Here is a 20088-nt window from a genome sequence, read left to right as displayed (position 1 = left end):
AACGCCAAGCCACTCCACCCAGCAAGGAGGCCCACTGTCAGTGCCGCCTGCTATCTGCTGTCCTGTCAGATACATCGCGAGTACACCGGGTCGCCAGGAGATGCGATTCATGCCTTTCACCGCTCTGCACCCCGATCTGGGCCGCCTCGACGCCACCCTCCCCGACCTCGGGCACAAGCTGGACTGGGCGCAGGTTCACAAGGCCCGCCCACGGATCCCGCTCACCTGCCCCGAGTGTGACTGGACCCTTCACCCCAAAGTTTCCCAGTACGGCGTGCGGTTCTTCTGCCACGACCCGGGACGGCCGGCGTCGTGCGAGCTGTCGAACGAGTCGTGGGAACACCACATGCTCAAGCTGGAGATGGCGGGCGCGATCCGGGAAGCCGGATGGTTCGCCACGCTGGAAGTGCCGGCCGAGGACGGCTCCTGGCGCGCGGACGTCATGGCGTCCTCGACGGACGGCACGCAGCGGATGGCCTGGGAGGCCCAGCTGTCACCGATCACCCTGGACGACATCCGGACCCGCACCGACCGCTACCTGCACGAAGACATCCGGGTGTGCTGGGTGTCCCCGCACAAACGGCCACCCCGGTGGATCAGCGCGGTGCCAGCGGTCCGGGTACGCGTTCCGGAGGAGCAGGGGCAACAGATCTGGATGGTGGACGACGGCATCGCCGGGTTCGATTACGCTGCCGGCCGCTGGATGTTCCGCGAGGAGGAACTGGTCCAATTCGTCCGGTGGGCACTCCACGGACAGGTCGTTCCCGTCGAATGCCTGCCGCGGTACCGGAGGGTGTATCGCGTCGTCAACGGCGAGCAGCGGAAGTTCCGGCGCGGCCAGTGGTGGACGTCTGCGCAGTCGGCTGCGGCCCAGCAGAAGCATGACGCGATGCGCCAGCGCCAGGAGCTGACGAAGAAGGAGCGCGAGGCCCGCCAGAAACAGGTGGAGGAAGAGGCCGAGCGGGAGCGCCAGCTGCTGGAGGAAAAGGAGCGGGCCAGGAGGGCCGAGGAGGCTGAGCGTCGGCGCCTTCAGCAGGCGGAGGAGTCCCGCCTTTACTGGGAGAAGGTGAGCCAGCTACGGAGGGCAGAAGATGCCCGCCGGGCTCGGGAGAAGGCAGAGGAAGACGCGCGTCTCGCGTTGGAGCAGGCCGAGCTGGAGGAGTGGCAGCGATTGGCGCGGGAGACGGCGAGAACGTGGTGGGGCTGGCTGTCGCAGCAGCAGAGGGCCGAGCTGTTCACCGCCGTTGCCGAATACGCGTGGCGTGAGTCGAACCTGCGGCTGGACATACCTGAGAAGCCGCTGATGTCATTGCAGCACGCCTACGGGGTGCCGGTGTACACCCAGGGGAAGCGTCGCTTTCTCTACGGAGTCATACGCCCCTGCCCGAGCCTGGTCGCCGCCTCGCCCCCGGGCGCACTTCTGCATGTCTTCGCTCGCAGTGCCCAAGAGGCCCGTGAACTGACCGAAGTACTGCCCGAGGGCCGAGTCACAGACCTCGACCTGCCCGAGCATGAGCAGCTGGCCATGTGCTGATGTCCGGCCGGATCTCTGTGGCCCGGAAGGCGAGCCAGCGGCAACCGCGTTGGCCAGGTCCTCGGCAGCAGCCAGCCGCCGGGCGGCGTCCATACCGTGGCGCTCGGCGGCTTCCGCTTCGGATTCGCAGTCTGTCGTGTCTCCTGGCGGAGGTCGGTCTCGCCGTGGAGATGGACGCTCTTGCCGCCCTGGTAGGTGCCGATGGCGACGGTGGTCCAGCCGCCATGGGCATGCAGGCGGATGGTGAGTCGGTTGTGGACGTGCTCTATTGCTGACCACTGACCGCTTGTCTGAGGCGAAGGCTGGTCAGTTCGGGAAGTCCTCAAGGATGGATCGCAGAACGCCCGGGTCTGCCGCTGTGTTGGAGGGGACCTCAAAGATGTTCGGGAACCTGTGAATCACCATTCGTCCCTGCGTGAGGATGATGACTGGGCGGGGAAGCTCTAGCCCCTCGAGGATGTGGATACTCGCTGCGTCCTCCTCGGCGACCATGAAGAACGTGTCGGTGCCTAGAGCCTCGACCAGTCGGTTGCGGAATGCAGGGTCATTCAGCCGTGGGCCTTGCGCAGGGATGCCCTCTGGCCGTGCTCCGCCCGCCGAGTAGTAGATGGCGTTCCTCAAAAGGATCACCATCTGCGATAGCTCGGGCCTTCTGGCCTCGGTAACCACGACGAAGAATCCCGTGTCACCGACTGGCCCCCGGATCTCCATCATCCGGGCGAGAACTGCAGCTCTCCGCCAAGCAACACCGTTGAGGTGGAGGAGGTGAGGGATCGAAGGCTGTGCAGGCTGTTGGTGTTGGGGGCCGGGAGTGGCCAGCGCGGCAGCTCGTAGGCGGCGACGCAGCTGGAGCCGAATCATCGGCAAGTGGAACAGGTAGCCCATGGCGGTAATGAGCGGACCGAGTTTCCCGGGGACCTCTCCCAGCTCGGCTGCCCATTCCTCGGCGTAACGCTCGATGGCTTCCTGGTTCCCGAGTCGCCGGGCTGTCCAGCCAGTAAGGCGTTTGGCTAACCAGGGCCCCCATTCGCTGAACTCGTTCAGGAGGAGCGGCAGGAGGACCGCCGAGAGCAGGAAGATGACGTTGGTGCTCATCAGCACCCCTCGAGACCGGGCCGAAGGAAGCCGGCACGGTTCGGGGCGAGTTTGCGGCGGGAGGCAATCAACTTCCGGGCATCGACGACATGGTTCGCCTGGAGTTGGTAGAGCCGGCGGCGCGGGCCGCGGCTGTCAGGGGTTGAGGTTTCCCACTGGCTGGTGACCCACCCGCAGTCCTCAAGACGCATGAGGATGGGGACGACGCTGCCCGAGGCGCGACTGATCTCCTTGGCGATCCTCAGGCCATAGAGATCAGGCTCCCCTGTCAGCAGCACCTCGATCACGTCGAGGGTCGCGTCAGTGACGCGGAAAGGAGTGCTCACACCTCTAACTCTAGCTAACTAGAGATAGAGGTGAGTGGTTTTCTTGCCGTCCCATTACGTTGGATCGGATCCGCCTTGGGGCCAGGTGCGTGGCCTTCGCGGCGTCTTCGACGGCTTCGCGGAGCCGGTCTTTGGTCAAGGTGGGGCGCTGGACCTGGGCTGCGTCAAGGGTGCGCGGGAGGGGGAGTTCGCCGCCCATCGAATCGGCAGATGCCAGGCCGGCTCCGCCGGCTACGGCAGATCCCTCGACGTGTACTGGACCGACCAGGTCAAGCTCGACACCCGCGGACCGTACAGCACGGTCAGTCACCGAACGCACGCAAACCAGGCCAGAGGCGATGCCGTCGCGGAATCCGTGGTCGAGAAAGAGAACGCGGTCTGAAGCCGCTGCGGACCCGCTGAGGCTAGCGGTGACCGCGGCGGAGTGGTCGGGATGGAGGGCGAGGCGGATGTGTGCGTCGGGTCTGCGCATCGGGTGCTCTCGGGTTGTGGGGTCCGGCCAGGGACGGTTTGCCGGACCCGGAGGTGGTCAGCGGGAGGCGCGCGCGGTGGCGGGGACTGTGCCGGGTGTTCGGGGACCGGTGCGGGCGGTCGCCGGGGCGCGTGACCTTGGTGGAGTGGCTGGTGTGGGACTGGTGGCGCGGTGCCAGCGGACCCGGACGGCTGTGAGCTCGGCCAGAGCGCGGCGGCTGCCGGTGATCAGCTGGTGGGGTGTGTTCGTCCGGTCCTCGGCGTAGGCCTGGATGCGCAGGCCGGCGGTGTGCGCGCTGTGGAGCAGCGAGCGGCGTAGAACCTGTTCACCCCAGTGGTGCGCTGATCCGGCCGGAGTGGCGAGCATCTCCAGCACGTCGCGGGCGGTGATCGCTTCGGTGAAGATCCCTTGGCGCTGGGCTTCCCAAAGCACGGTCACCTGGTCGACCGGGGCGCCGCGGTGCGCCAGTGAGGTCAGGCACCGGAAGAGCCGTCTGTGCACCGGAACGGCGAAGTCCTCCGCCTGGAGCCACCGCATCGTCGGCAGTGAGCCGGGGCGCGCGGTGACGGTCGACAGCAGGACTTGTTCCTCGCTGGTCGTCTCCTCGTCGGTGTCCCGGCCCGGTGACCCTGCGGAAGGGGTACGGGGCAAGGAGCCCGGGTGGGGGGAGAATCGGCTGCTCAGGTTGTCGATCAGGGCGGTGAGGGTGTCGGCGCGGGCCAAGGCGACGGCGGCCGGATCCGGCAGCGTGGGATCGCAGGCTGCCTGAATGAGGAGTTCGGCGTGGACGCGGACGGAGCGGCGGGCGTGGTCGGCCCGGATCATTCCCGCGTACTCGGCCGCGTGCTCGGGCATGCTGGTGCAGGCGATCAAGGTGTGGAGGTAGCTCGGGGTCAGAGCCGGTGTTGTGGGACCGGCGTGGCTGAGAATGGATGCCAGCCATACCGGCTCCCTGGCGTGGATGGCCGGGGCGGGTGGGGTGAGGGCGACTATGGCAGCGAACACTGCACCGTGCAGGGGGCGCGAGAAGTGTTCGGGCCCGAGAGGGCCGATGGCTTCGCGCCGGTGTGGCTCGAGGAGCAGGGCACTGAGGAGGGCCTGCTCGGCGTAGTGGATCGGCGGGTCCGGCGGGGTGGCGTTCGGGTCGAAGTCCGGCTCTCGGCCCGGGGGCTTGAGCATCATGCTGCCAGGGTGACGTCGTTGCGGGTGAAGACCCTGCCCAGGTGTGGGGCGAGCAGGTGTGCGGCCAAGAGGGGCGGGACGGCGTTGCCGATCTGGGAAAACTGAGCGCCCTTGGTGCCGGCCCAGGGGTAGTCGGCGGGGAAGGTCTGCAAGGCGCTGGCTTCGGCGGCAGTGATTCGGATCGGGTCCGGGGCCGGCCCCTTCGGGCCGCTGCTGTCGGCCGCAGGAGCGGCGACCCACACGCACTCGTTGGTTCTGTGCCCGAAGAACAGGGTCCCTGCCGGCTCGTCCAATCCCCTGGTGGTGGCGTTCGATTGGCTGTTGCTGCGCGGTGACCAGGCCCAGCCCGTATCCCCGACCGCGCTGGCCGCAGCGCTGGTCCGACGTCTTGGCCGCAGGGCAGCACGTTGAGGTGAACGCGCCTTCCAGCTACCGCGGTCGCGGGCGTCGGTGAGCGTCTTGCGGGCCCCGGATGGGAAGGGCTCGGGGCCGCCCCCCGGACCACCGCCGGCGCAGACGGTTGGGACGGGCCGGTCGGTGGCACCCCAGCCGAGGGCCTCGGCCATGGACACCCACCGTTCGCGGCCCGGTCCGAACAGGCTCTCGGGCTCCTCGGCCTGGGCGTGGGTCGGGTGCGGCGGTTCGGCGGTTCGTGTGCGGGAGGCGAGAAGGATCGCACGCCGCCGGGTCTGAGGTACTCCGTAGTCGGCGCAGTTGAGGACCCCCGTCCAGGCGGAGAAACCCCAGCCCCTGAGGATCACGGCGTACTGCCGCCACAGCGGCAGGACGTCCGGGACCTCTTCCATGACGATCCACTCCGGCTCACCGACAGCGTGGAGCGCATGGAGGTATCGCATCGGCTCGGCCGCGAGCAACGACCGGACGTCCTTGCACGCGGTGAGCAGCTTCGACCTTGTGTCGCGGCCGACGGCAAGGTCCGCGACTGCCTGGTGCACGAGCGGCTGGTCCACCAGTCCGAGCCGCTTGCATGCCCTTGACCACGCCTGGCACGGCGGACTCGCAATAAGTCCGGCGGTGCGGCCGACCAGCGGCCAGGTCGGGTACATCGCAACGTCGGTGCGAATGGTCAGCTGTCCGGCTGCGGCCCGGGTGCGGCAGGCCCACGCGTCCCACTCGAGGCCGACGTCCCGGACACCGAGGACCATCAAGGCGTGACTCCAGCCTCCAGGGCCGGCGAAGAGATCCAGCACGAACCTGCTCGTCACGAGGCCAGCCCGAAGTCGTCATGTTGCGGCGCGTGCTTTGCGATTGCGCGTGTGGTGATGGCCCTTGACGAGCGGGCGGAGGCGACGGACAGCTCGTCGGCGCCGGGTTCCAGGTACCAGGGCCGCAGGTCGAGCATCGCGGCGCGCATGCCGGTGGCGAAGCAGAGCGCGGTGCCCTTGGGGAGGGCGCGGATCGCGTCAGCGGGCAGGATCCGTTCCTGCCGCATGCTGATGCTGGTCGACTTGCCCGAGTCGGAGACTGAGGTGGACTTCGTCTCGACGTCGTGGTCGCCGATCAGCCGGGACAGCTTGTCGGCGAAGTCGGGGTCGTCGATGCCGGAACCGATCACCTTCACCGTGCTCGCGCTCCACATGGCGTCCATGCCCGCATCTCCCCAGACCTTCTGGCCCTGTCTGTAGGACTGCAGGATGGTGATCGGGATGATCCCGCGGCTGCCCAGGTGGGAGTACAGGTCGGGGAGGTCGCTGATCTTGCACACGTTGGCAGCCTCGTCGAGGATCGCCAGCATCGGCGGGTCTAGACGACCGCCAGCCCGCTCTGCGTGCGCGGTTGCGGCCCGCATGACCGAGTCCGCGCACGCCGCGATCAGTGCGCTCGCGCCGCCGCCGCCGTCCTTCGAGAGCAGGAATAGGGTGTCGGTGCCGGTGACGAAGTCTGCCGGCTGGAATTCGGCGATGCCCTTCTGCGGGGTGACCCAGGCCGCGATCTCGCTGTTCAGGAGGGCGGATGCATACTGTCTCGCGGTCTCGTAGATCCCGTCTCTCGTCTCCGGCGGGCCCTCCACGGTGCCCTTGAGCTGGGAGGCGACCGAGGTGAAGCGGTGGTCGCGCAGGATGTCTAGCGGGGTGCGGTCTGCAGGGAAGGCGAGCCACTGCATGACGTCGGTGATCGGCCGCTCGTCGAGTGCGGCGGCGAGGAAGAGCTGCGACAGGATGTTGCTGCCGGCCTTGGACCAGAAGTCGCCCTGCTGGCTCGCGTCCACGGAGGCGGCGAGGAAGTGTCCGGCCAACCGGCCCGCGCCCTCAAGGGTCTTGGCGCCCGCGAGCGGGTTCCACCACATGGCCCGCTCGGTGTGGGCGATCTGCTGGGGGTCCATGGACCAGACCCGGCCGACGTGGCCACGGGCGTCGTACGTGGTGGTGAACGCGTCGCCGGCTGCTTTGTTCGAGGTGAGCAGGACGGGGCCGGGGGCGGCCAGGATCGCGGGGATCGCCAGGCATGTGGTCTTGCCGGAGCGCGGCGCCATGATCGCCACGGCGACGTCCTCGTAGCCCATGCGGACTTCATGCCTGCTGCCCTGGAGGTTGCCGAGCAGGATGCCGGTGTCCTTCGCGGCGATGTCCTTCGCGTCCTTCAGGCTCGGGCGCAGCGCGCGGGCCTTGGCGGTGATCGCCTTGGCGAGAAGTGGCTCGATGTCGGATCGTTTCGCCATCCCGGCGACGCGCTTCCGCTTCCCTCCGCCCGTGTTGTGGCGCCTCCACCAGATGAAGCCGGTCAGGACGAGCGAGAGGAGTAGCAGCGAGGGCAGGATCCGGGTGGCGATCAGGAGTGCCGTCTTCCCGCTGTCCGGCCACAGGCTGTCGGGATGGAGGAGGGCGTTGGCCGGCTGATAGGGAACCCAGGCTCCGGTGCTGGTGACCCGGGCGAGCGTGTTCCCGCCGAGCCAGGCCAGCGTGGACAGGGGGACGATGACGGCCATGGCGCCGAGGAGCGCCTTGAAGGCTATGTCGTAGCCGTCGCTGTTTGAGGGGTTGGAGGAGTTGGACAAGAGGGCGGTTCCAAGGGGTAGGGCAAGGTCAGCGGGCGGGACGAGCGGGTGTACGGCCGGGAGGAGCCGGGGCGGGGGCATGGACCGAGGGGGGTGCAGGGCGGGGGCGACATCGCCGGGCCTGGGCCAAGCGCACCTTGTGCGCGGCGAGCACCTCGGCGCCGATCGCGAACTCGGGGCCGACCGCGAGGTGGGGGCCCTCGTCGATCTTGAACCGGCCACGCAGAACGGCTGTGGGCGTGGAGAAGGCGTCGGCGACGGAGGCCAAGAGGTGCGCGGGGGTGTCCTCGTCGAAGTAGGCCCGCCACTGGGTCCCCTCGGGGCCGTACTCGCCGTGATGGCGTGCGGCCTCGAACTCCCACCCGCGGACCCCGAGCAAGGTGGAGACACGCAGCACTGCCTGGACGATGCCGTCCGGTGAAGCCAGGGTCTGGGAGTCGGTGTCGTCGCTGGTGTGCGCCCAGCCGCGGGCGGTCAGGATCTCCACGACCGTGGGCGCGGCTTCGTCCGGCGCGGGACGGGTCAGGGCGTCGGTCAGGCCGGCCACGATTTCCACGGGGGTGGTGACGCTGAACGTCGCGGACCAGTAGCCGGGGACGAACTCGGTGCTGATCTTCCAGCCGTAGTGCTGCCCGGCCGGGTTGAGGTCGAGGCGGCGGCCGTGATCGGGGCTGGTCATCGTGATCGCCGGGTGGAGCGGGTCGGAGGTGTTCGTCCACCCGGCGGCGCGCAGAGCATGGGTGATGTGCCGGGGATCGCCGGGCCCGGCCAGGTAGCGGGGGCTGACCGCCGAGCCGAGCTTGTCGTGGTCGGCGGCGAAGACGGAGAGCTGTCGTTCACTGATGGTCACGAGGGCGCTCGGGCGTCCCTTCCGGGGTCATCGGCGCTGGTGCGAACTGCCAGCGCCCGCGTACGGGCTTGTGGCCGCCGTCGTCTTGCCGGATCGCGAGGCCCAGGAATTGCGGGCCCAGGTGGTGGCGCGGGCGGCGGTGATCCGTGCCTGCTGCCAAGCTCCGAGCTGGGAGGGCCGTACGGAGACGGAGGTGGTGCGGACCCACTTCGTCGCCGGGATGTGCCCGCGCGGACGCATGACCGGGGTGGGGTCGGCCAGCGCGGCCGAGAAGCCTTCGATGAGGTGCATAGGGGTGGTGGGGGTGAACACGGCGTCCCAGGTCCGGCCGTGTTCGGTGCGGGCGCCAGCCCACCAATGAGCCTGGCCGGGTTCGTTCTGGTGGTACTGCAGCCAGGCGTTCCGGTCCGGGGAGACGGCGGTGAAGTGCTGGCCGCGCTCGGTCTCCCAACCGTGTTCCTCGAGCGGCGCCCACGGGTTGGGGGCATGGGCGGAGCGCGGTTTGGTCAGGCTGTCGGTGAACCCGGCGACTACCTCCGCCGGCACCGCGGTGGTGAGGGTGGCGTGCCAGGCGGCCTGGTCACCGATGGCCTGGCCGGAGACGGTCCAGCCGCCCGGCATGCTGTTCGGGTCGTAGCCGATCCGTACGCTGCGGTCAGGGCTGTCGAAGACGATCGGTCTGCCGGTACGGGAGAGGTCCTTCCATCCGGAGGCGCGGAGATACTCGGCCACGTAGCGGAGGTCGCCACCGCCGGCCAGGTGACGGGGCTCGACGAGGTAGTACTGCTCGGGCTGGTCCGCGGTCGGTCCCCAGCCCGTCCATTGCCTCTTCACCGGTGCCTCCGCGCGACGAGCGGCGAGGCGACCGGCGGGATGCCGGTAACGACCGGCGGACGGGCGAGGCGACGAAGGTCTTCGGTGTGCTCGGCGAGATCGCTGCTGACAGCGTCGAGTTCGTTCGAGGTGCGGCCGAGTGCCAGCCACACTTCCGCGGGCAGTGCGCCGACGGTGGCGCGGTCCTGGGCGAACCGCGAGCCAGCGGCCATCAGGCCGGTGACCCTGTCGAGGATGCCCTCGGGCGCCAGGACGTGTGCGAGTACTTGGGCGGCGTCGGCCGGTTCGGCGGACGCCAGGTGGGCGGTCAGCCGACTGATCTCCTGGGTGATTTGGCGTACGAGCGCCAGCGGGTCGTAGGAGGTCACGTTCCTCCGGTGCGGTTGGGGCCGGTGCCGCGCCGGCGGGACCCGTCCGGGACGCCGAAGGATCCGGTGGCGGGAAGGTTGTGGCGCCCGGCGGAGGGGGCAGTCACGGCACGCAGGTACCGGCGAAGCAGGAAGACGGCAAGGCGCGGTCGGCGGGCAGGGGAGATCGGCGGCGGGTTGGGCGGGGGAGTGAGGATTGTGGTGCTCCGATTGGTGGCGGGGTCTGGCCCGGTGCGAAATGCCGGGGGCCGCCAGGTGGAGAGGCAGGTCAGCGGGAACGTGGGGCTTTGGGACTGGCCGGTCCGGCGGGAGGGAGGACCGGAGATCCGGCCACCTGAGCCTGGCGTGCGCGATGTTCGGACATCGCCTGCGCCCAGGCGGTCACGTCGTAGACGTCCGGATCGATGTTGACGTCGTAGTCGGCGACGAGTACCGGAAGCATCGAGCGGGTGACCAGCTGCTTCTGCGCCTTTTGGCTCAGGCCCTCGGGTGTTTCGTGCCAGACGTAGACGGGGCCTGCGGTCTCCTCGGTCTTGCGTTCGAGGCCGGCGCTGTCGAGGAGAGACAGCAGTTCTTCGGGGGCTCCGGTGCGACTGACGACGTGGATGGTGTCGGGGTTGAAGGCCCGACGGTAGATCTCGACATCGGTCCCGGATTCATCGGCGACGTTGCCCACGGGGTGCTCCTGGGGGGTGGTGGTTCAGCGGCTGGAGGACGCGGCGGCAGGGGCAGATGGGCGGGCCAGCCGCGATGTCGGCATCGGTGCCGTCGGCGCGGGGCGCACCGTGACACCGACGCCGATCCGGGCCAGCCGCTGCGAGACGGCCTCGATGCGGGCGAGCTGCCCCCGGTCGCCGTAGGACGCGGGCAGCAGAAACATCCGGTCATAGGGGTGGTACTGGAAGCCGTGGCTATAGAGGAGCCCGGTGGCACCCGGGATACCGGTGACGGCGCCGACGGCACCGTCCGGATACCAGGCCATGCTGACGTTCCCGGAGATCACCGGAGGTGTGGGCCGACGGGGCACAGGGTGGGCCGTGTTGTGTCGGACCTGACGCAGCGCCGCCTCGTACCTGGGCAGCAGTCGGCGGGTGACCTGGCCTGCGGCACGGGCGGGGTCAGCGGGGATGGTGATGCCGTTGGGGTCGGTCACCAGGTGGAAGGCGTCGTGGTGGGCGTCCGGCTGCATGGCGCCGATCATGAACTGGCGCGGGCGCAGGGGCCGATCGAAGACTAGGAAGCGGGCTCCGTCTGCGCGGGCGAGGACTGCCGCGTGGCCCAGGACGAAGTTCGACGCGGCGTATCCGACGGCTCCGACGTCCCATAGCGCTTCTGTCGTGGGGATTTGGTCGGAGTATTCGCCGTGGCGGGCGTAGGTGGTGATCCATGCGTCGCCGGGAAGTCGGGCGGCGAGTGCGTGGGCGAAGACGGCGAGGTTGGTGCGGGGCGGTTGGGAAGGCATAGGCGTCTCGGGAGGGAGTTCCGGTTCAGTGGTCGGGTTTCAGCGCCCGCGTCCTGGTCAGGGGCATGGCGCTGGCTACTTGTGGCCCGAGGTGTCCGCGACGTGTACGAGCTGGTCGAGGGCGGTCAGGGTGTACCAGCCGCAGTCGACGGCGGTGCAGTCCGTGTTGGGTTTGCGCACCATGAGCTTTTCCAGGGCACGCAGGTAGGTGAGGCAGTCGGCGCAGCGGCGGTTGAGATGGACGAGATAGCGGGGGTTCGCGGTGATGAAGGTGTGCTGACCGCCGTTGGGGTCACGCAGTCTCCAGCCGTCCTCGCCGGTGGGGGTGTGCCATGACGGGGTAACAACGGTCATGGAATCTCCCCAGAGCTCATCACCCGCGGTCCCCTTGAGGACCACGACGCGGTCGTCCGGGGCGAAGTGCCGGTGGGTGATGTGCCGGTCAGGGGTGAGGGTGTCGGCCGGAACAGTGGGGCGGGGAGCGGCTTCGGGCACGGAGGATTCCTTCCACGTGAACGCGGCAGAGACGGCGGTGGGGATGACTTCAATGGTCCGGAGAATCCGTGATTTACGAATTCACGGATGCCGTGATAGCTGTCGCGAGGCTCGTCACTGGTACGGATTCTCGGTACCGCGGTCGTCGTCACCTGCGGCGTCAAGGAGTTCGGGCACGTCCACGCCGTCGGCGTCACGCTGGTCGATCCACCAGCCAGCCCGCGTGACGGCGCGGATCTTCTCCTCCAGGGCGGCCCAGTCGGCGTCGTCCCAGGTCCCTTCGACGACGAGAGCGGTGTAAGCGGTGGTGACCAGCTGGTGCCTGCTGCGCTCGCCCCACTCCAGGGCGCGCTCGGGCCCGTCGAGCGGCGGCATGTCGAACTGCTCGGCCCACTCCGTCGCGGCGGCCTGCTCTGCAGCCCGTCGGGCGGCGAGCCACGCTTCGCGGCCGAGCGTGTCGCCGGTACGGCTCGCCTTCCAGCAGTTGGTGCAGGTGCGGCCGGAGAGCCAGCGGGCGAATCCCGCACGCCGGTCGGCGGGGCGATCGGAGAGATTGTGCTCGACCTCGTGTCCACAGGGGCTGTGGGTGACGGTCCAGGTGGTGCGTACGGCCATGAAGAGGTGCTTCTCCTTGCGAGGATGAGGTCAGTTGTGGGCGGCACGGGCCCGAGGGCGCCGGTGCCTGCCCCGGCGGCAGGGCGCACCGGCGGGGATGAGACGACGGCGGGCAGCCGTGAGGACGGCCAGCGACACTGCGGCGCCGACGGCAGGTAGCGCGGCTGCGGCGAGCGGGTGCGCTGCGAGAGCTCCGGCGAGCGCAGTGCCCGTGGCCTGGCCGACGCCGACGGAGAGGATCAGCCACGCGTACGCCTCGGTGGCGCGGGTCGGCGGGGCGAGGGAGTCCACGGTCAGGAAGGCACAACTGATGACCACCGTGAGGAACAGCCCCGGTACCGCGACGGCTGCGATTGCGGCGCGCGGGCCGGGCAGGGTGAGCAGCGGCAGCCATGCGGTGAGGAAGCACGCAGCGCCGACGAGGAGCTGCGCCGCACTCGAGCCGGGCCAGACACGGCGCCCATAGAGCAGGCCCCCGAGGAAGCTGCCGGTGGAGAACGCGGCGGGGATCGCGCCGGACAGCAGCTCTATGCGGTGACTGGTTGCCATCGCGACGGACCACACGTTCATGGCGCCGATGGCGCAGCCGGTACAGGCAAGGGCCAGATACAGCATCAGCAGCCCTGGGGACAGCAGGCGTCCGTGCGGCTCGCCGTCGGGGGCGGTCGCGGGGCGCCAGAGCCGGGAAGGTGAGGCGGTGAGGACGACCATGGTCCCCAGCAGTCCGAGTACAGCAGTGGTCACGAGTGCGAGCCCGGGACTGTGGGCAGCGGAGAGGGCGGTCACCAGGAGCGGGCCGACGATGTAGAGCAGCCCCTGGGTACCGGTGTCGAGGCTGAGAGCGATGCGCCGCTGGCCCGGATCGGCCAGGACGGTCGGCCACAGGGCACGCAGACCGGCTTCGTTCGGTGGTGTGCACAGGCCGGCCACGCCCACTATCGCGGTGACGACTGCGGGATGCCCACTCGCGCCGATCAACGGAAGGGCCAGCAGGCTGGAGGAGTTGAGGATCACTGCTGGTCCGGAGACGCGGGTCTGACCGAGGCGGTCCATCAGCCTGCCCTTGACGGGCTGGCTTAGCCCGGACGCCAGTCCGTACAGGGCGCTGAGCATTCCGGCGAATGCCAAGGAGTCGCCAACGCCGGTGATCCACAAGACAAGTCCGACGGGAACCATGCCGTTGGGCAGGCGTCCGATGAGGGTGCCACCGAGCAGACGGGCAACGTGCCGACTGCCCAGTACCGCACCGTAGGTGGCGCGCGGCTGCGGGAGGGGCGGGTGATCGGTCAGGGGCAACAGGGGAAGGGCTTTCCGTCGGAGGCATACGGGAGCAGTGCGGCGCCGCAGGCTGGGCGGACCTGTCGGCGCCGCAGGGGGTCAGCGGAGGTGGGGCTCGCCGCGCGTGATGGCGACGGGTTCGCGCACTGGGCTCACCTGCCGCGTCCGGTCGCTGACGTGGCGGGGGCCGGCCGTGGGACCGCAGGTGTCGTTGCTGCAGGCGAGTGTGGCAGCGTGGTTTGCGGCGTTGTTCGTTGTGGGGAGCGGGCGTTGGCAGCCTGCGCGATACGCGAGCGGTGTTCTTGAAGGGTGGTCGCGCGTCGCTGGTGGGGCGGGTCCGGTGTGAGTTCCGGGTCGAGGGTGTAGTCGGCCTGCACCCGGAGGCCCAAGGCGCGTATTGCTGCCACGGCTTGCCGGGCGCGGCGGGGGCCGTCATGCCCCGGCTCGGTGAGCCGGTGCAGGGTGGTTCCCGGGACGGGTTCGAACTGGACGCGGTCGAGGACCCAATTCTTGAGATGGTCGGTCAGGGGTCGGCCGGAGGCGGCGACGAATCCGTGCTCCTCGTGCCAACCGATGTACAGGTGGGGTGGGTCCGCAGGCAGGGGGCGGTCCTTTCGGTGCAAGGTATGGGTGAAGGTCCTCGGTCACAGATCCCAGCCGGGTTGTGACGCACGGCGGTCAGGCGAGGGTCGGTCCCGGGTGCGCGACGGCAAGCTGGTCGACGCCCAGCTGGAACAGGAGCCGGTCGGCGACGTCGAGGAGTTCGCTGGTGCGGCGGTAGCGGTTACCAAGGGCGCGCTGGCCATGGCCGTCGCACCACCCGCCGGCAGCGCGCAGGAAGTCACGCAGGGCCAGCAGTGCACCGGACTCGGAGCCGATGACCGTGTCGGTAACGACGTGGAACTGCGCTGCGGTCTCGGAGCTCGTGAGCGCCTGGGTCCAGGGCAGCAGGCTCTGGGCCGGACCCGGCAGATTCAGTGTGGCCAGGTAGTCGGCTGCTTCCAGCCGGGCAGTGCGCCGCAAGTCGCTGCTGCCGGGTACGGCCGTCATAGACGGCTGTTCCTTCTGGGTGTCGAGGCCTGGGTCTTCGCCGGTGGTCGGGTCCGGTGGCTGCCGGAGCGGGTGGGTGCTCACCGGCGGCTCGCCGACTTCGGGGCCTGGGCTCGGGGTTCGGGCTTGCGGACCGTCGTGGTGGGTGCCTGGCTGCGGCTGGCAGGGCGGGGGCGCCATCGTTCGGCGTCGTCGGTGAACGGCGTGAGCGGGTCCACGTCCCAGCCGACGACGAGACCGCGGGGCTCGTTCTGGAGGCTGACGACCTCGACTCCCTCCGGACGCAGGACGTATGCCCAGCTCAACCAGCTTTCTTGGGCGGACACCTCGTCGAACGTCATCCGCTGGACGGGGCTGCCGTCCAGCGTGACCAGGCCGCTCGTCGGGCGGCATGCGTCGTACCCGTTGCCCAAGCGCTGCTGCACGGGTTGCGGCGCATCGGTGAGGAGGTCTGCCCCGAGGTGGTCCCAGCTGACGGCGGGGGAGTCCACGAGGAAGCGGGCCATAGCTTCGATGTCGCCCTTGAACCGGAACTGGTGGGCAGCGAGCAGAAGCGGCAGGTGGTGGGTGGGGTAGCCGTCCCAGTGGACGTAAATGCCCTCGAAGCCGGTCGGGGTCGGTCGGGCGATGCAGGATCGGGTGGCCAGAACTATCTCCTGATACGCGACGGATGGGAGGATGAGGGAACGGCGGAGGGCCCGAGGGCAGGCCCTGGCCGGGCGGATGCCTAGAGAAGAGGGCCGCCAGGGGTTTCCCCACCGGGAGGCCGCGGGGGAGGGCCGGGCGGTAGGAGAATCCGGCTGCCGGGCGGTGTGTTGAGCGGGGTCCCGGTCACGACGGGGATGTCGAAGCGGTGGACGCTCAGGCGCAGGACGGCCTGCTGGATGACGGACTTGGGATGCCGCTCCGCATACCTGAGTCGGCACAGACCGGTGGAGGGGTCCAGCACCCACCGGCCGTCCGAGTGGAGCAAGGCCCTCACGGCCGTCGGCGCGACCGTATTCAGCAAGGGCTGCCCGTCGTCCCCTCGTCCGATCACGATCTTGTCGTGCTCCCTGAACCGGGTGGTGCGGGCCACCACCATCGCGGCGGAGCGGTACGGACGCAGAAGACGACGCCGGACATCGACCGCTGCCCGTACGGGATCTCCTGCCACGCTGATCGCGCGTGGAGGCTGGACGGTGCCGCGCTCGAAGACACCGGCGGGGAGCACGGCAGAGACGACGAACGAGCCCAGGTCCGGTGTCCGGGGGAGAACGTAGAGCTGCAGGCCATGAGGATGGGTGAGCACAGCCCGGTGCCCGTGAGGGAAGGACTCCAGAGCTCGGTGCACGCTGCCGCCGGGGGAGAGCGCCGGGGGAGGTGGGTCAGGTGCGATTCGACCGCGGTGATCAAGTGGGCTATGTGCGTGCTGGCCTCGGGGTCGGGCTGCGGTCTGGAGTCGTAGAGGACCGTGATGGAGGAGCGGTCCTCGGCGGGGGCCTCATACGTGACCAGCCATCCGTCGTCAGATCCGATGATGAACACGGCGTCGTGGTCGGGGGGCCAGGCGTACACGATCCAGTCATCCAGGCCGTAGTCGACGTCGAAGGTCAGTCCGCGTTCCCGCAGTGGGGTCGTCACTTGCTCGAACCTGGCCCAGGCTCGGAGCCACTGGGGATCTCGGGTGTTTCGGTGGTCAGGCAGGGGCGCTAGGCCGGGGGTGAGCCTGGTGGTGGGCGTCGTGTCCAAGTCAAACGGCACCGGTGGGTGGTACGGGTGTGGCTAAGGCGTGGGACTTGAGGATGGAGAGAACCCGTCGGCTGGGTCTGGCCGAGACGAGGCCAGCGGCTATGGGGGTTCAGGAATCGCGAACCCACGGTTCGAATAAGTCAGTGCATTCGGGAGTCAGTGTCGAACAGCTGCTGCTCGGCGGGGTGGAGGAGGTGTTGGACGATGAACGACCTTCCGGCGACGCGCCACAGCCCGCGGCCTCGGTTGAGGTGGGATATGGCCTGCATTTCGACGGAGGTGAGTCCGAGGAGGCCTGCGGCGGCGTGGAGCTGGTCGTTCTCCTGGCGGTAGATGATGCGGGTGGAGCAGTCCGCGAGAAGGCCTTCGGCGAGGGCGCGGCCTCGGGAGCCGGCGTCGCCTGCGGTGAGCAGGTCGGACAGGCGGTGGATGACCATCAAGTTCGCGATGCCGAGCCCGCGGGACAGCTTCCACTGAGCCTGCATCCGCTCCAGCAGTCCCGCGTGTCTCATCAATCTCCACGCCTCGTCGTAGACCACCCAGCGCCGTCCGCCAGCGGGGTCCGTCAGCGCGGACTCCATCCAGGCCGAAGCGCAGGTCATGGCCAGCACCAGCGCCGTGTCGTTCCCGGATCCGCCCAGGCGTGAGAGGTCGATGGTCAGCATCGGGCTGGTGGGGTCGAAGCGGATGGTCGACTGGGCGTCGAACATGCCGGACAGGTCGCCGTTGACGAGCCGGCGCAGGGCGTGGGCAAGGTCGCGAGCCGCGTCACCGAGGTGGCCGGACATGGTGCCGCCGGCCCGGTCGAGGAGGTCGGGCTGGTTGAGGGTGTGGGCGATGTCGCCCAGCAGCGGGGTGCGGCCGACCGCGGCGGCGGCTTGGACGACCGCGTCGAGGGCGACGTCGAGCGCGGTGTGCTCCATCGGCTTCAGGTCCCGGCCGAGCACGGTGCGGGCGAGGGAGCCGAGCAGCAGCAGGCGGCGCTTGCGGACCTCTACCGCCCAGTCGGCCTCGGCCACGCCGGCGGGCCGGGGTGCGGCGTCGAGCGGGTTCAGCTTGCCGGGCAGCCCCGGGCCCAGTGCGATCGACGTGCCACCGAGTGCGGCGGCGACGGGGGTCCATTCACCCTTGGGGTCGCAGGGGACGTACACCCGGTACCCGAAGGCGACGGAGCGCAGGGCGAAGCTCTTGGCCAAGGCGCTCTTCCCTTGGCCGATCACGCCGGCCAAGAGGATGTTGGGGTTGGTGAATCCCTCGACGCGCCCGTACAGGGTGAAGGGGTCGAAGGTGAAGCTCGCCTCGGCGTGGACGTCGCGGCCGATGTAGATGCCTTCGGCGCCGAGCCCGCCTTCGGCGAGGAAGGGGTACGCGCCGCTGGCAGTGGCGGTGGTCATGCGATGGGCGGGCAGGCTCAGCCGGGTGCCGCGTGCGGAGGCGGCGCCGAGGCGGCCGGAGGCCGGGTACACCGGGAGCGGCATGTGCGCTTCGGTGGGTTCCTGGCCGGAGGGGTGGGCGGCGGCGGTTTCGCGGGCCTTGGCCTGCGCTTCGGCGAGCTGCCGGCGGGCTGCTTTGCGGGTGGCGCGGTCGGTGCCGTGCGGGGTGAACAGGGGGGATGCGCTGGCGCGACGGGCTCGGCGGGCGGGCCGGTGGTTCATCAAGGCGGCCTTAGGTCGGAAGCGGGCAGGTCATCGTCCGCTGTGGGCGGTGTGGCCGCGCAGGTCGGCGGGGGTGGTCTTGCGGCGGATCGCGTGTCCGGTTGCGAGGTGGCGATGGCAGATGGTCAGCACGGGCGGTCCGTCGGGGAGCCGGTCTGGCCGGCACTCGGCTTCGTCGCCGGAGGAATCCGGCGGGACGGTGTGGAAGGCGTCGTGTACTTCGGCGCTTGCCTGCCACAGCCGGGTATGGGCGGTCGCGAGGTGGCGTCCGGCCGCGGGCCAGCTGCTGCGGGTGGAGTCGGTGAGCTGGTCGAGAAGCTGGTGGAGCGTGGTGAGGTGGGCGTGGAGGACGTCCAAGTGGGCGCGGTCCGCAGGCGTCTTCGGACGGGGCCGGTCGGCCTGGGGTGTGAGGCTGCGGGTGTGGTGGCGGATGCCGGCGGTAGCGGCACGCAGGTAGGGGTGCGCGTCGGTGGTCTGGGTGTGGGGTGTCACGGGATCCTTCCTGCCGGGGGCAGGTTCAACGGCCTTGTCGGCTACAGGGCGGTGCGGGCCAGGGGCAGCGCGGCCAGGGCGAAGGCGTCGGGCTGCTGGCAGATGAGGCGGCGCAGGTCGACCTGGGCGGTCACCGCAGCGGTTTCGATCCGTGCGCACGCGGCGTCGAGGAGGGCGTCGGTTTCCGCGGTCACGGTGAGCAGTCCGGTCAGGGCAACGTCTGCGTGGCCGGCGATCAGCTGCCGCTCCCGGTCCTTCACGTCGGCGTACTCGACGTTGTCTTCCTCGCTGTCGACCATGCCCTTGCGGCGCCGCTCGGCGGCATCCGAGATGATCGTGGCCTTGCGGCGCTGGACATCGCGCAGGGCGGCGGACAGGGCCTGCGGGGCGTAGATCAGCGAGAAGCTGCGGCGGACGCCGGCGCTGAACAGCAGGCCGTGGAGGAATCCGGCAGACGTTTCGGTCCTGGGCCAGTTTTCGACCCAGTACGTGGCGTGGCGGGCGGTGTCCGTGGAGAGGCGGTCGCTCTCCTCAATCTGGACCACGGGGCCCGCGGCGGCGGGGTCGGCCTCGGCGCGGCCGGATTCGGACCACTGCTGGAGTGCGGAGAGGGCCTTGGGGTCGTAGGCGGTCCGGATGACTGCGGAGATTTCGCGGGCGGTCAGCCAGCCGGTCACCATCAGCCCCGAGTTCCGGGCGGCCTGGGCGACGGAGCTGGTCGTCTGTGCCATGACGGTGAACGCTCCGGGCAGCCCGCCGCCGGCCTGCGAGATCAGCCGCTTGGCGGCCTTGAGGTCTAGGGATATCGCGATGTACGCCTCGTGCGGGGCTGCGGCCGGGCCCGCTGAGGCGACCAGGTCGGCGTACACCTGCCCGGCGATGGGGGTGTCGGCCCGGCCGTGGGTGCTCCAGTGGCGGGCGAGGCCGTCCCCGGAATCGGGCACGGTGCGCTCCAGGACCTGAACGGTGGCGACGTGCCCGGAACGGGCGATGCTGGCCAGGGCCCGGCCCCAGTTGGCCACGTTCGAGTTCTGCGTGGACGGGTCGAGCAGGGCGAAGGCCCTGCTGGTGACGCGGGCGACAGCGGTCAGCGTCTGCTGGTGCGGATCGTGGACGGCCGATGCCTGTGAGCCTTCGGGGGTGACGACGCGCAGCGCCGCGGCCGACCCGGGCAGGTGAAGCAGGCCGTCGATGTGGGGGCGGGAAACGGCGCGGGCCAGCCACAGGGTCTGGCCGGTACGGCGGCGGTGGGCGTAACGGGCGATGATCGGCGCCCAGTCGATGAGCGAGCGGCCGCTGTGCCGTACGAAGGCCAGGGCCGCGATGGCGGCCCACAGCGGGACTAGGGCGAAGGCGCCGGCCAGGCCGGTGGTCACGACCGTGACCAGCAGCAGCGCCAGGGCCAGGGAAACCAGGATCAGCTGGGGGAAGGACAGGCCGAGCAGGATGCCGCGGCGCGAGCGAAGAGGGAACTTCACCGTCAGCGGGGGAGTTAGGGTCAGATCAGACAAGGGGCGGGCCGTTCGATGTGCGGGCGGGCAGCGGGTGGAACCGTGGGGGGGGCGCGCGCGCGCGCCGGGCCGCCGCCCGCAGAAGGTGGGGCCCGTGGCGGGTCAATAGACCGCGCGCGGGG

Annotated in this window: 21 protein-coding genes; 2 read left to right on the top strand and 19 right to left on the bottom strand. The window is 69.9% G+C overall.

Annotation, left to right across the window (positions count from 1 at the left end; translation table 11 throughout):
• Positions 1-109: 109 nt before the first annotated feature.
• The gene (locus tag ACFXA3_RS01300; protein WP_385180287.1) at positions 110-1534 is read left to right on the top strand and encodes a competence protein CoiA family protein; all 1425 of its coding nucleotides are present in this window, start codon (positions 110-112) and stop codon (positions 1532-1534) included.
• Between the two features lie 306 nt (positions 1535-1840).
• Here ACFXA3_RS01300 and ACFXA3_RS01295 read toward each other — a convergent pair whose 3' ends face one another.
• Together ACFXA3_RS01295 and ACFXA3_RS01290 are read right to left on the bottom strand one after the other, a co-directional pair.
• Positions 1841-2629 (bottom strand): hypothetical protein, encoded by a 789-nt coding sequence (locus ACFXA3_RS01295; RefSeq protein ID WP_385180285.1) that lies wholly within the window; start codon positions 2627-2629, stop codon positions 1841-1843.
• Positions 2629-2955, bottom strand: coding sequence for a helix-turn-helix transcriptional regulator (locus ACFXA3_RS01290; protein ID WP_385180283.1), 327 nt, complete (start codon positions 2953-2955; stop codon positions 2629-2631). The genes ACFXA3_RS01295 and ACFXA3_RS01290 overlap by 1 nt, the downstream gene beginning before the upstream one ends.
• A gap of 43 nt (positions 2956-2998) precedes the next feature.
• Here ACFXA3_RS01290 and ACFXA3_RS01285 point away from each other — a divergent pair, with 43 nt between their 5' ends.
• A complete protein-coding gene (locus tag ACFXA3_RS01285; protein WP_385180280.1) occupies positions 2999-3337 on the top strand; it encodes a hypothetical protein in 339 nt (112 codons plus the stop codon).
• Between the two features lie 147 nt (positions 3338-3484).
• Here the strand turns inward: ACFXA3_RS01285 and ACFXA3_RS01280 are convergent, their stop codons facing one another.
• The 17 genes from ACFXA3_RS01280 to ACFXA3_RS01200 form a co-directional block, all read right to left on the bottom strand.
• Positions 3485-4609, bottom strand: a complete 1125-nt coding sequence (locus ACFXA3_RS01280; RefSeq protein ID WP_385180277.1) for a DnaB-like helicase N-terminal domain-containing protein — start codon at positions 4607-4609, stop codon at positions 3485-3487.
• Complete coding sequence (locus ACFXA3_RS01275) at positions 4606-5775, bottom strand: DNA cytosine methyltransferase (RefSeq protein WP_385180302.1); 1170 nt, start codon at positions 5773-5775, stop codon at positions 4606-4608. Before ACFXA3_RS01275 ends, ACFXA3_RS01280 begins: the two co-directional genes overlap by 4 nt.
• A 56-nt stretch (positions 5776-5831) precedes the next feature.
• Complete coding sequence (locus ACFXA3_RS01270; RefSeq protein ID WP_385180274.1) at positions 5832-7625, bottom strand: type IV secretory system conjugative DNA transfer family protein; 1794 nt, start codon at positions 7623-7625, stop codon at positions 5832-5834.
• A 28-nt stretch (positions 7626-7653) separates the two neighbouring features.
• Positions 7654-8475, bottom strand: coding sequence for a DUF317 domain-containing protein (locus ACFXA3_RS01265; protein WP_385180271.1), 822 nt, complete (start codon positions 8473-8475; stop codon positions 7654-7656).
• A gap of 27 nt (positions 8476-8502) precedes the next feature.
• Positions 8503-9309 carry a DUF317 domain-containing protein gene (locus ACFXA3_RS01260; RefSeq protein WP_385180268.1) on the bottom strand — a complete coding sequence of 269 codons (807 nt, stop codon included), beginning with the start codon at positions 9307-9309 and terminating at the stop codon, positions 8503-8505.
• Positions 9306-9677 (bottom strand): hypothetical protein, encoded by a 372-nt coding sequence (locus ACFXA3_RS01255; protein WP_385180265.1) that lies wholly within the window; start codon positions 9675-9677, stop codon positions 9306-9308. The genes ACFXA3_RS01260 and ACFXA3_RS01255 overlap by 4 nt, the downstream gene beginning before the upstream one ends.
• A gap of 268 nt (positions 9678-9945) precedes the next feature.
• Entirely contained in the window at positions 9946-10353 is a 408-nt protein-coding gene (locus ACFXA3_RS01250; protein ID WP_385180263.1) for a hypothetical protein, read from the bottom strand.
• Positions 10354-10377: 24 nt separating this feature from the next.
• Complete coding sequence (locus ACFXA3_RS01245) at positions 10378-11139, bottom strand: hypothetical protein (protein ID WP_385180261.1); 762 nt, start codon at positions 11137-11139, stop codon at positions 10378-10380.
• A 75-nt stretch (positions 11140-11214) separates the two neighbouring features.
• Positions 11215-11634 (bottom strand): hypothetical protein, encoded by a 420-nt coding sequence (locus tag ACFXA3_RS01240; protein WP_385180258.1) that lies wholly within the window; start codon positions 11632-11634, stop codon positions 11215-11217.
• Between the two features lie 114 nt (positions 11635-11748).
• Positions 11749-12249, bottom strand: a complete 501-nt coding sequence (locus ACFXA3_RS01235; RefSeq protein ID WP_385180256.1) for a hypothetical protein — start codon at positions 12247-12249, stop codon at positions 11749-11751.
• 30 nt (positions 12250-12279) lie between these two features.
• Positions 12280-13545: an MFS transporter gene (locus tag ACFXA3_RS01230; RefSeq protein ID WP_385180253.1), complete on the bottom strand. Its 1266-nt coding sequence runs from the start codon at positions 13543-13545 to the stop codon at positions 12280-12282.
• A gap of 660 nt (positions 13546-14205) precedes the next feature.
• Positions 14206-14661 (bottom strand): hypothetical protein, encoded by a 456-nt coding sequence (locus ACFXA3_RS01225; protein ID WP_385180250.1) that lies wholly within the window; start codon positions 14659-14661, stop codon positions 14206-14208.
• Complete coding sequence (locus tag ACFXA3_RS01220) at positions 14658-15083, bottom strand: hypothetical protein (RefSeq protein ID WP_385180247.1); 426 nt, start codon at positions 15081-15083, stop codon at positions 14658-14660. Before ACFXA3_RS01220 ends, ACFXA3_RS01225 begins: the two co-directional genes overlap by 4 nt.
• A 529-nt stretch (positions 15084-15612) precedes the next feature.
• Positions 15613-16200: a hypothetical protein gene (locus ACFXA3_RS01215; protein ID WP_385180244.1), complete on the bottom strand. Its 588-nt coding sequence runs from the start codon at positions 16198-16200 to the stop codon at positions 15613-15615.
• A 248-nt stretch (positions 16201-16448) separates the two neighbouring features.
• A complete protein-coding gene (locus tag ACFXA3_RS01210; protein ID WP_385180242.1) occupies positions 16449-17963 on the bottom strand; it encodes an ATP-binding protein in 1515 nt (504 codons plus the stop codon).
• 30 nt (positions 17964-17993) lie between these two features.
• Positions 17994-18455 (bottom strand): DUF6238 family protein, encoded by a 462-nt coding sequence (locus ACFXA3_RS01205; protein WP_385180240.1) that lies wholly within the window; start codon positions 18453-18455, stop codon positions 17994-17996.
• Between the two features lie 41 nt (positions 18456-18496).
• Entirely contained in the window at positions 18497-19966 is a 1470-nt protein-coding gene (locus tag ACFXA3_RS01200; RefSeq protein ID WP_385180239.1) for an SCO6880 family protein, read from the bottom strand.
• Between the last annotated feature and the right edge of the window lie 122 nt (positions 19967-20088).

It is taken from the genome of Streptomyces sp. NPDC059456 (genome assembly GCF_042750055.1).
Lineage (GTDB): Bacteria > Actinomycetota > Actinomycetes > Streptomycetales > Streptomycetaceae > Streptomyces.
Note: the sequence above shows the minus strand (reverse complement) of the source record. Positions and strands in the feature narration are given on the sequence as shown.

What these genes read in the sequence shown, in the direction of transcription:
- ACFXA3_RS01275 (WP_385180302.1), bottom strand. Translation starts at nt 5,775, where the DNA reads ATGGTCCTCGGTGTCCGGGACGTCGGCCTCGAGTGGGACGCGTGGGCC.
- ACFXA3_RS01220 (WP_385180247.1), bottom strand. Translation starts at nt 15,083, where the DNA reads ATGGCCCGCTTCCTCGTGGACTCCCCCGCCGTCAGCTGGGACCACCTC.
- ACFXA3_RS01210 (WP_385180242.1), bottom strand. Translation starts at nt 17,963, where the DNA reads ATGAACCACCGGCCCGCCCGCCGAGCCCGTCGCGCCAGCGCATCCCCC.
- ACFXA3_RS01300 (WP_385180287.1), top strand. Translation starts at nt 110, where the DNA reads ATGCCTTTCACCGCTCTGCACCCCGATCTGGGCCGCCTCGACGCCACC.
- ACFXA3_RS01245 (WP_385180261.1), bottom strand. Translation starts at nt 11,139, where the DNA reads ATGCCTTCCCAACCGCCCCGCACCAACCTCGCCGTCTTCGCCCACGCA.
- ACFXA3_RS01280 (WP_385180277.1), bottom strand. Translation starts at nt 4,609, where the DNA reads ATGATGCTCAAGCCCCCGGGCCGAGAGCCGGACTTCGACCCGAACGCC.
- ACFXA3_RS01295 (WP_385180285.1), bottom strand. Translation starts at nt 2,629, where the DNA reads ATGAGCACCAACGTCATCTTCCTGCTCTCGGCGGTCCTCCTGCCGCTC.
- ACFXA3_RS01235 (WP_385180256.1), bottom strand. Translation starts at nt 12,249, where the DNA reads ATGGCCGTACGCACCACCTGGACCGTCACCCACAGCCCCTGTGGACAC.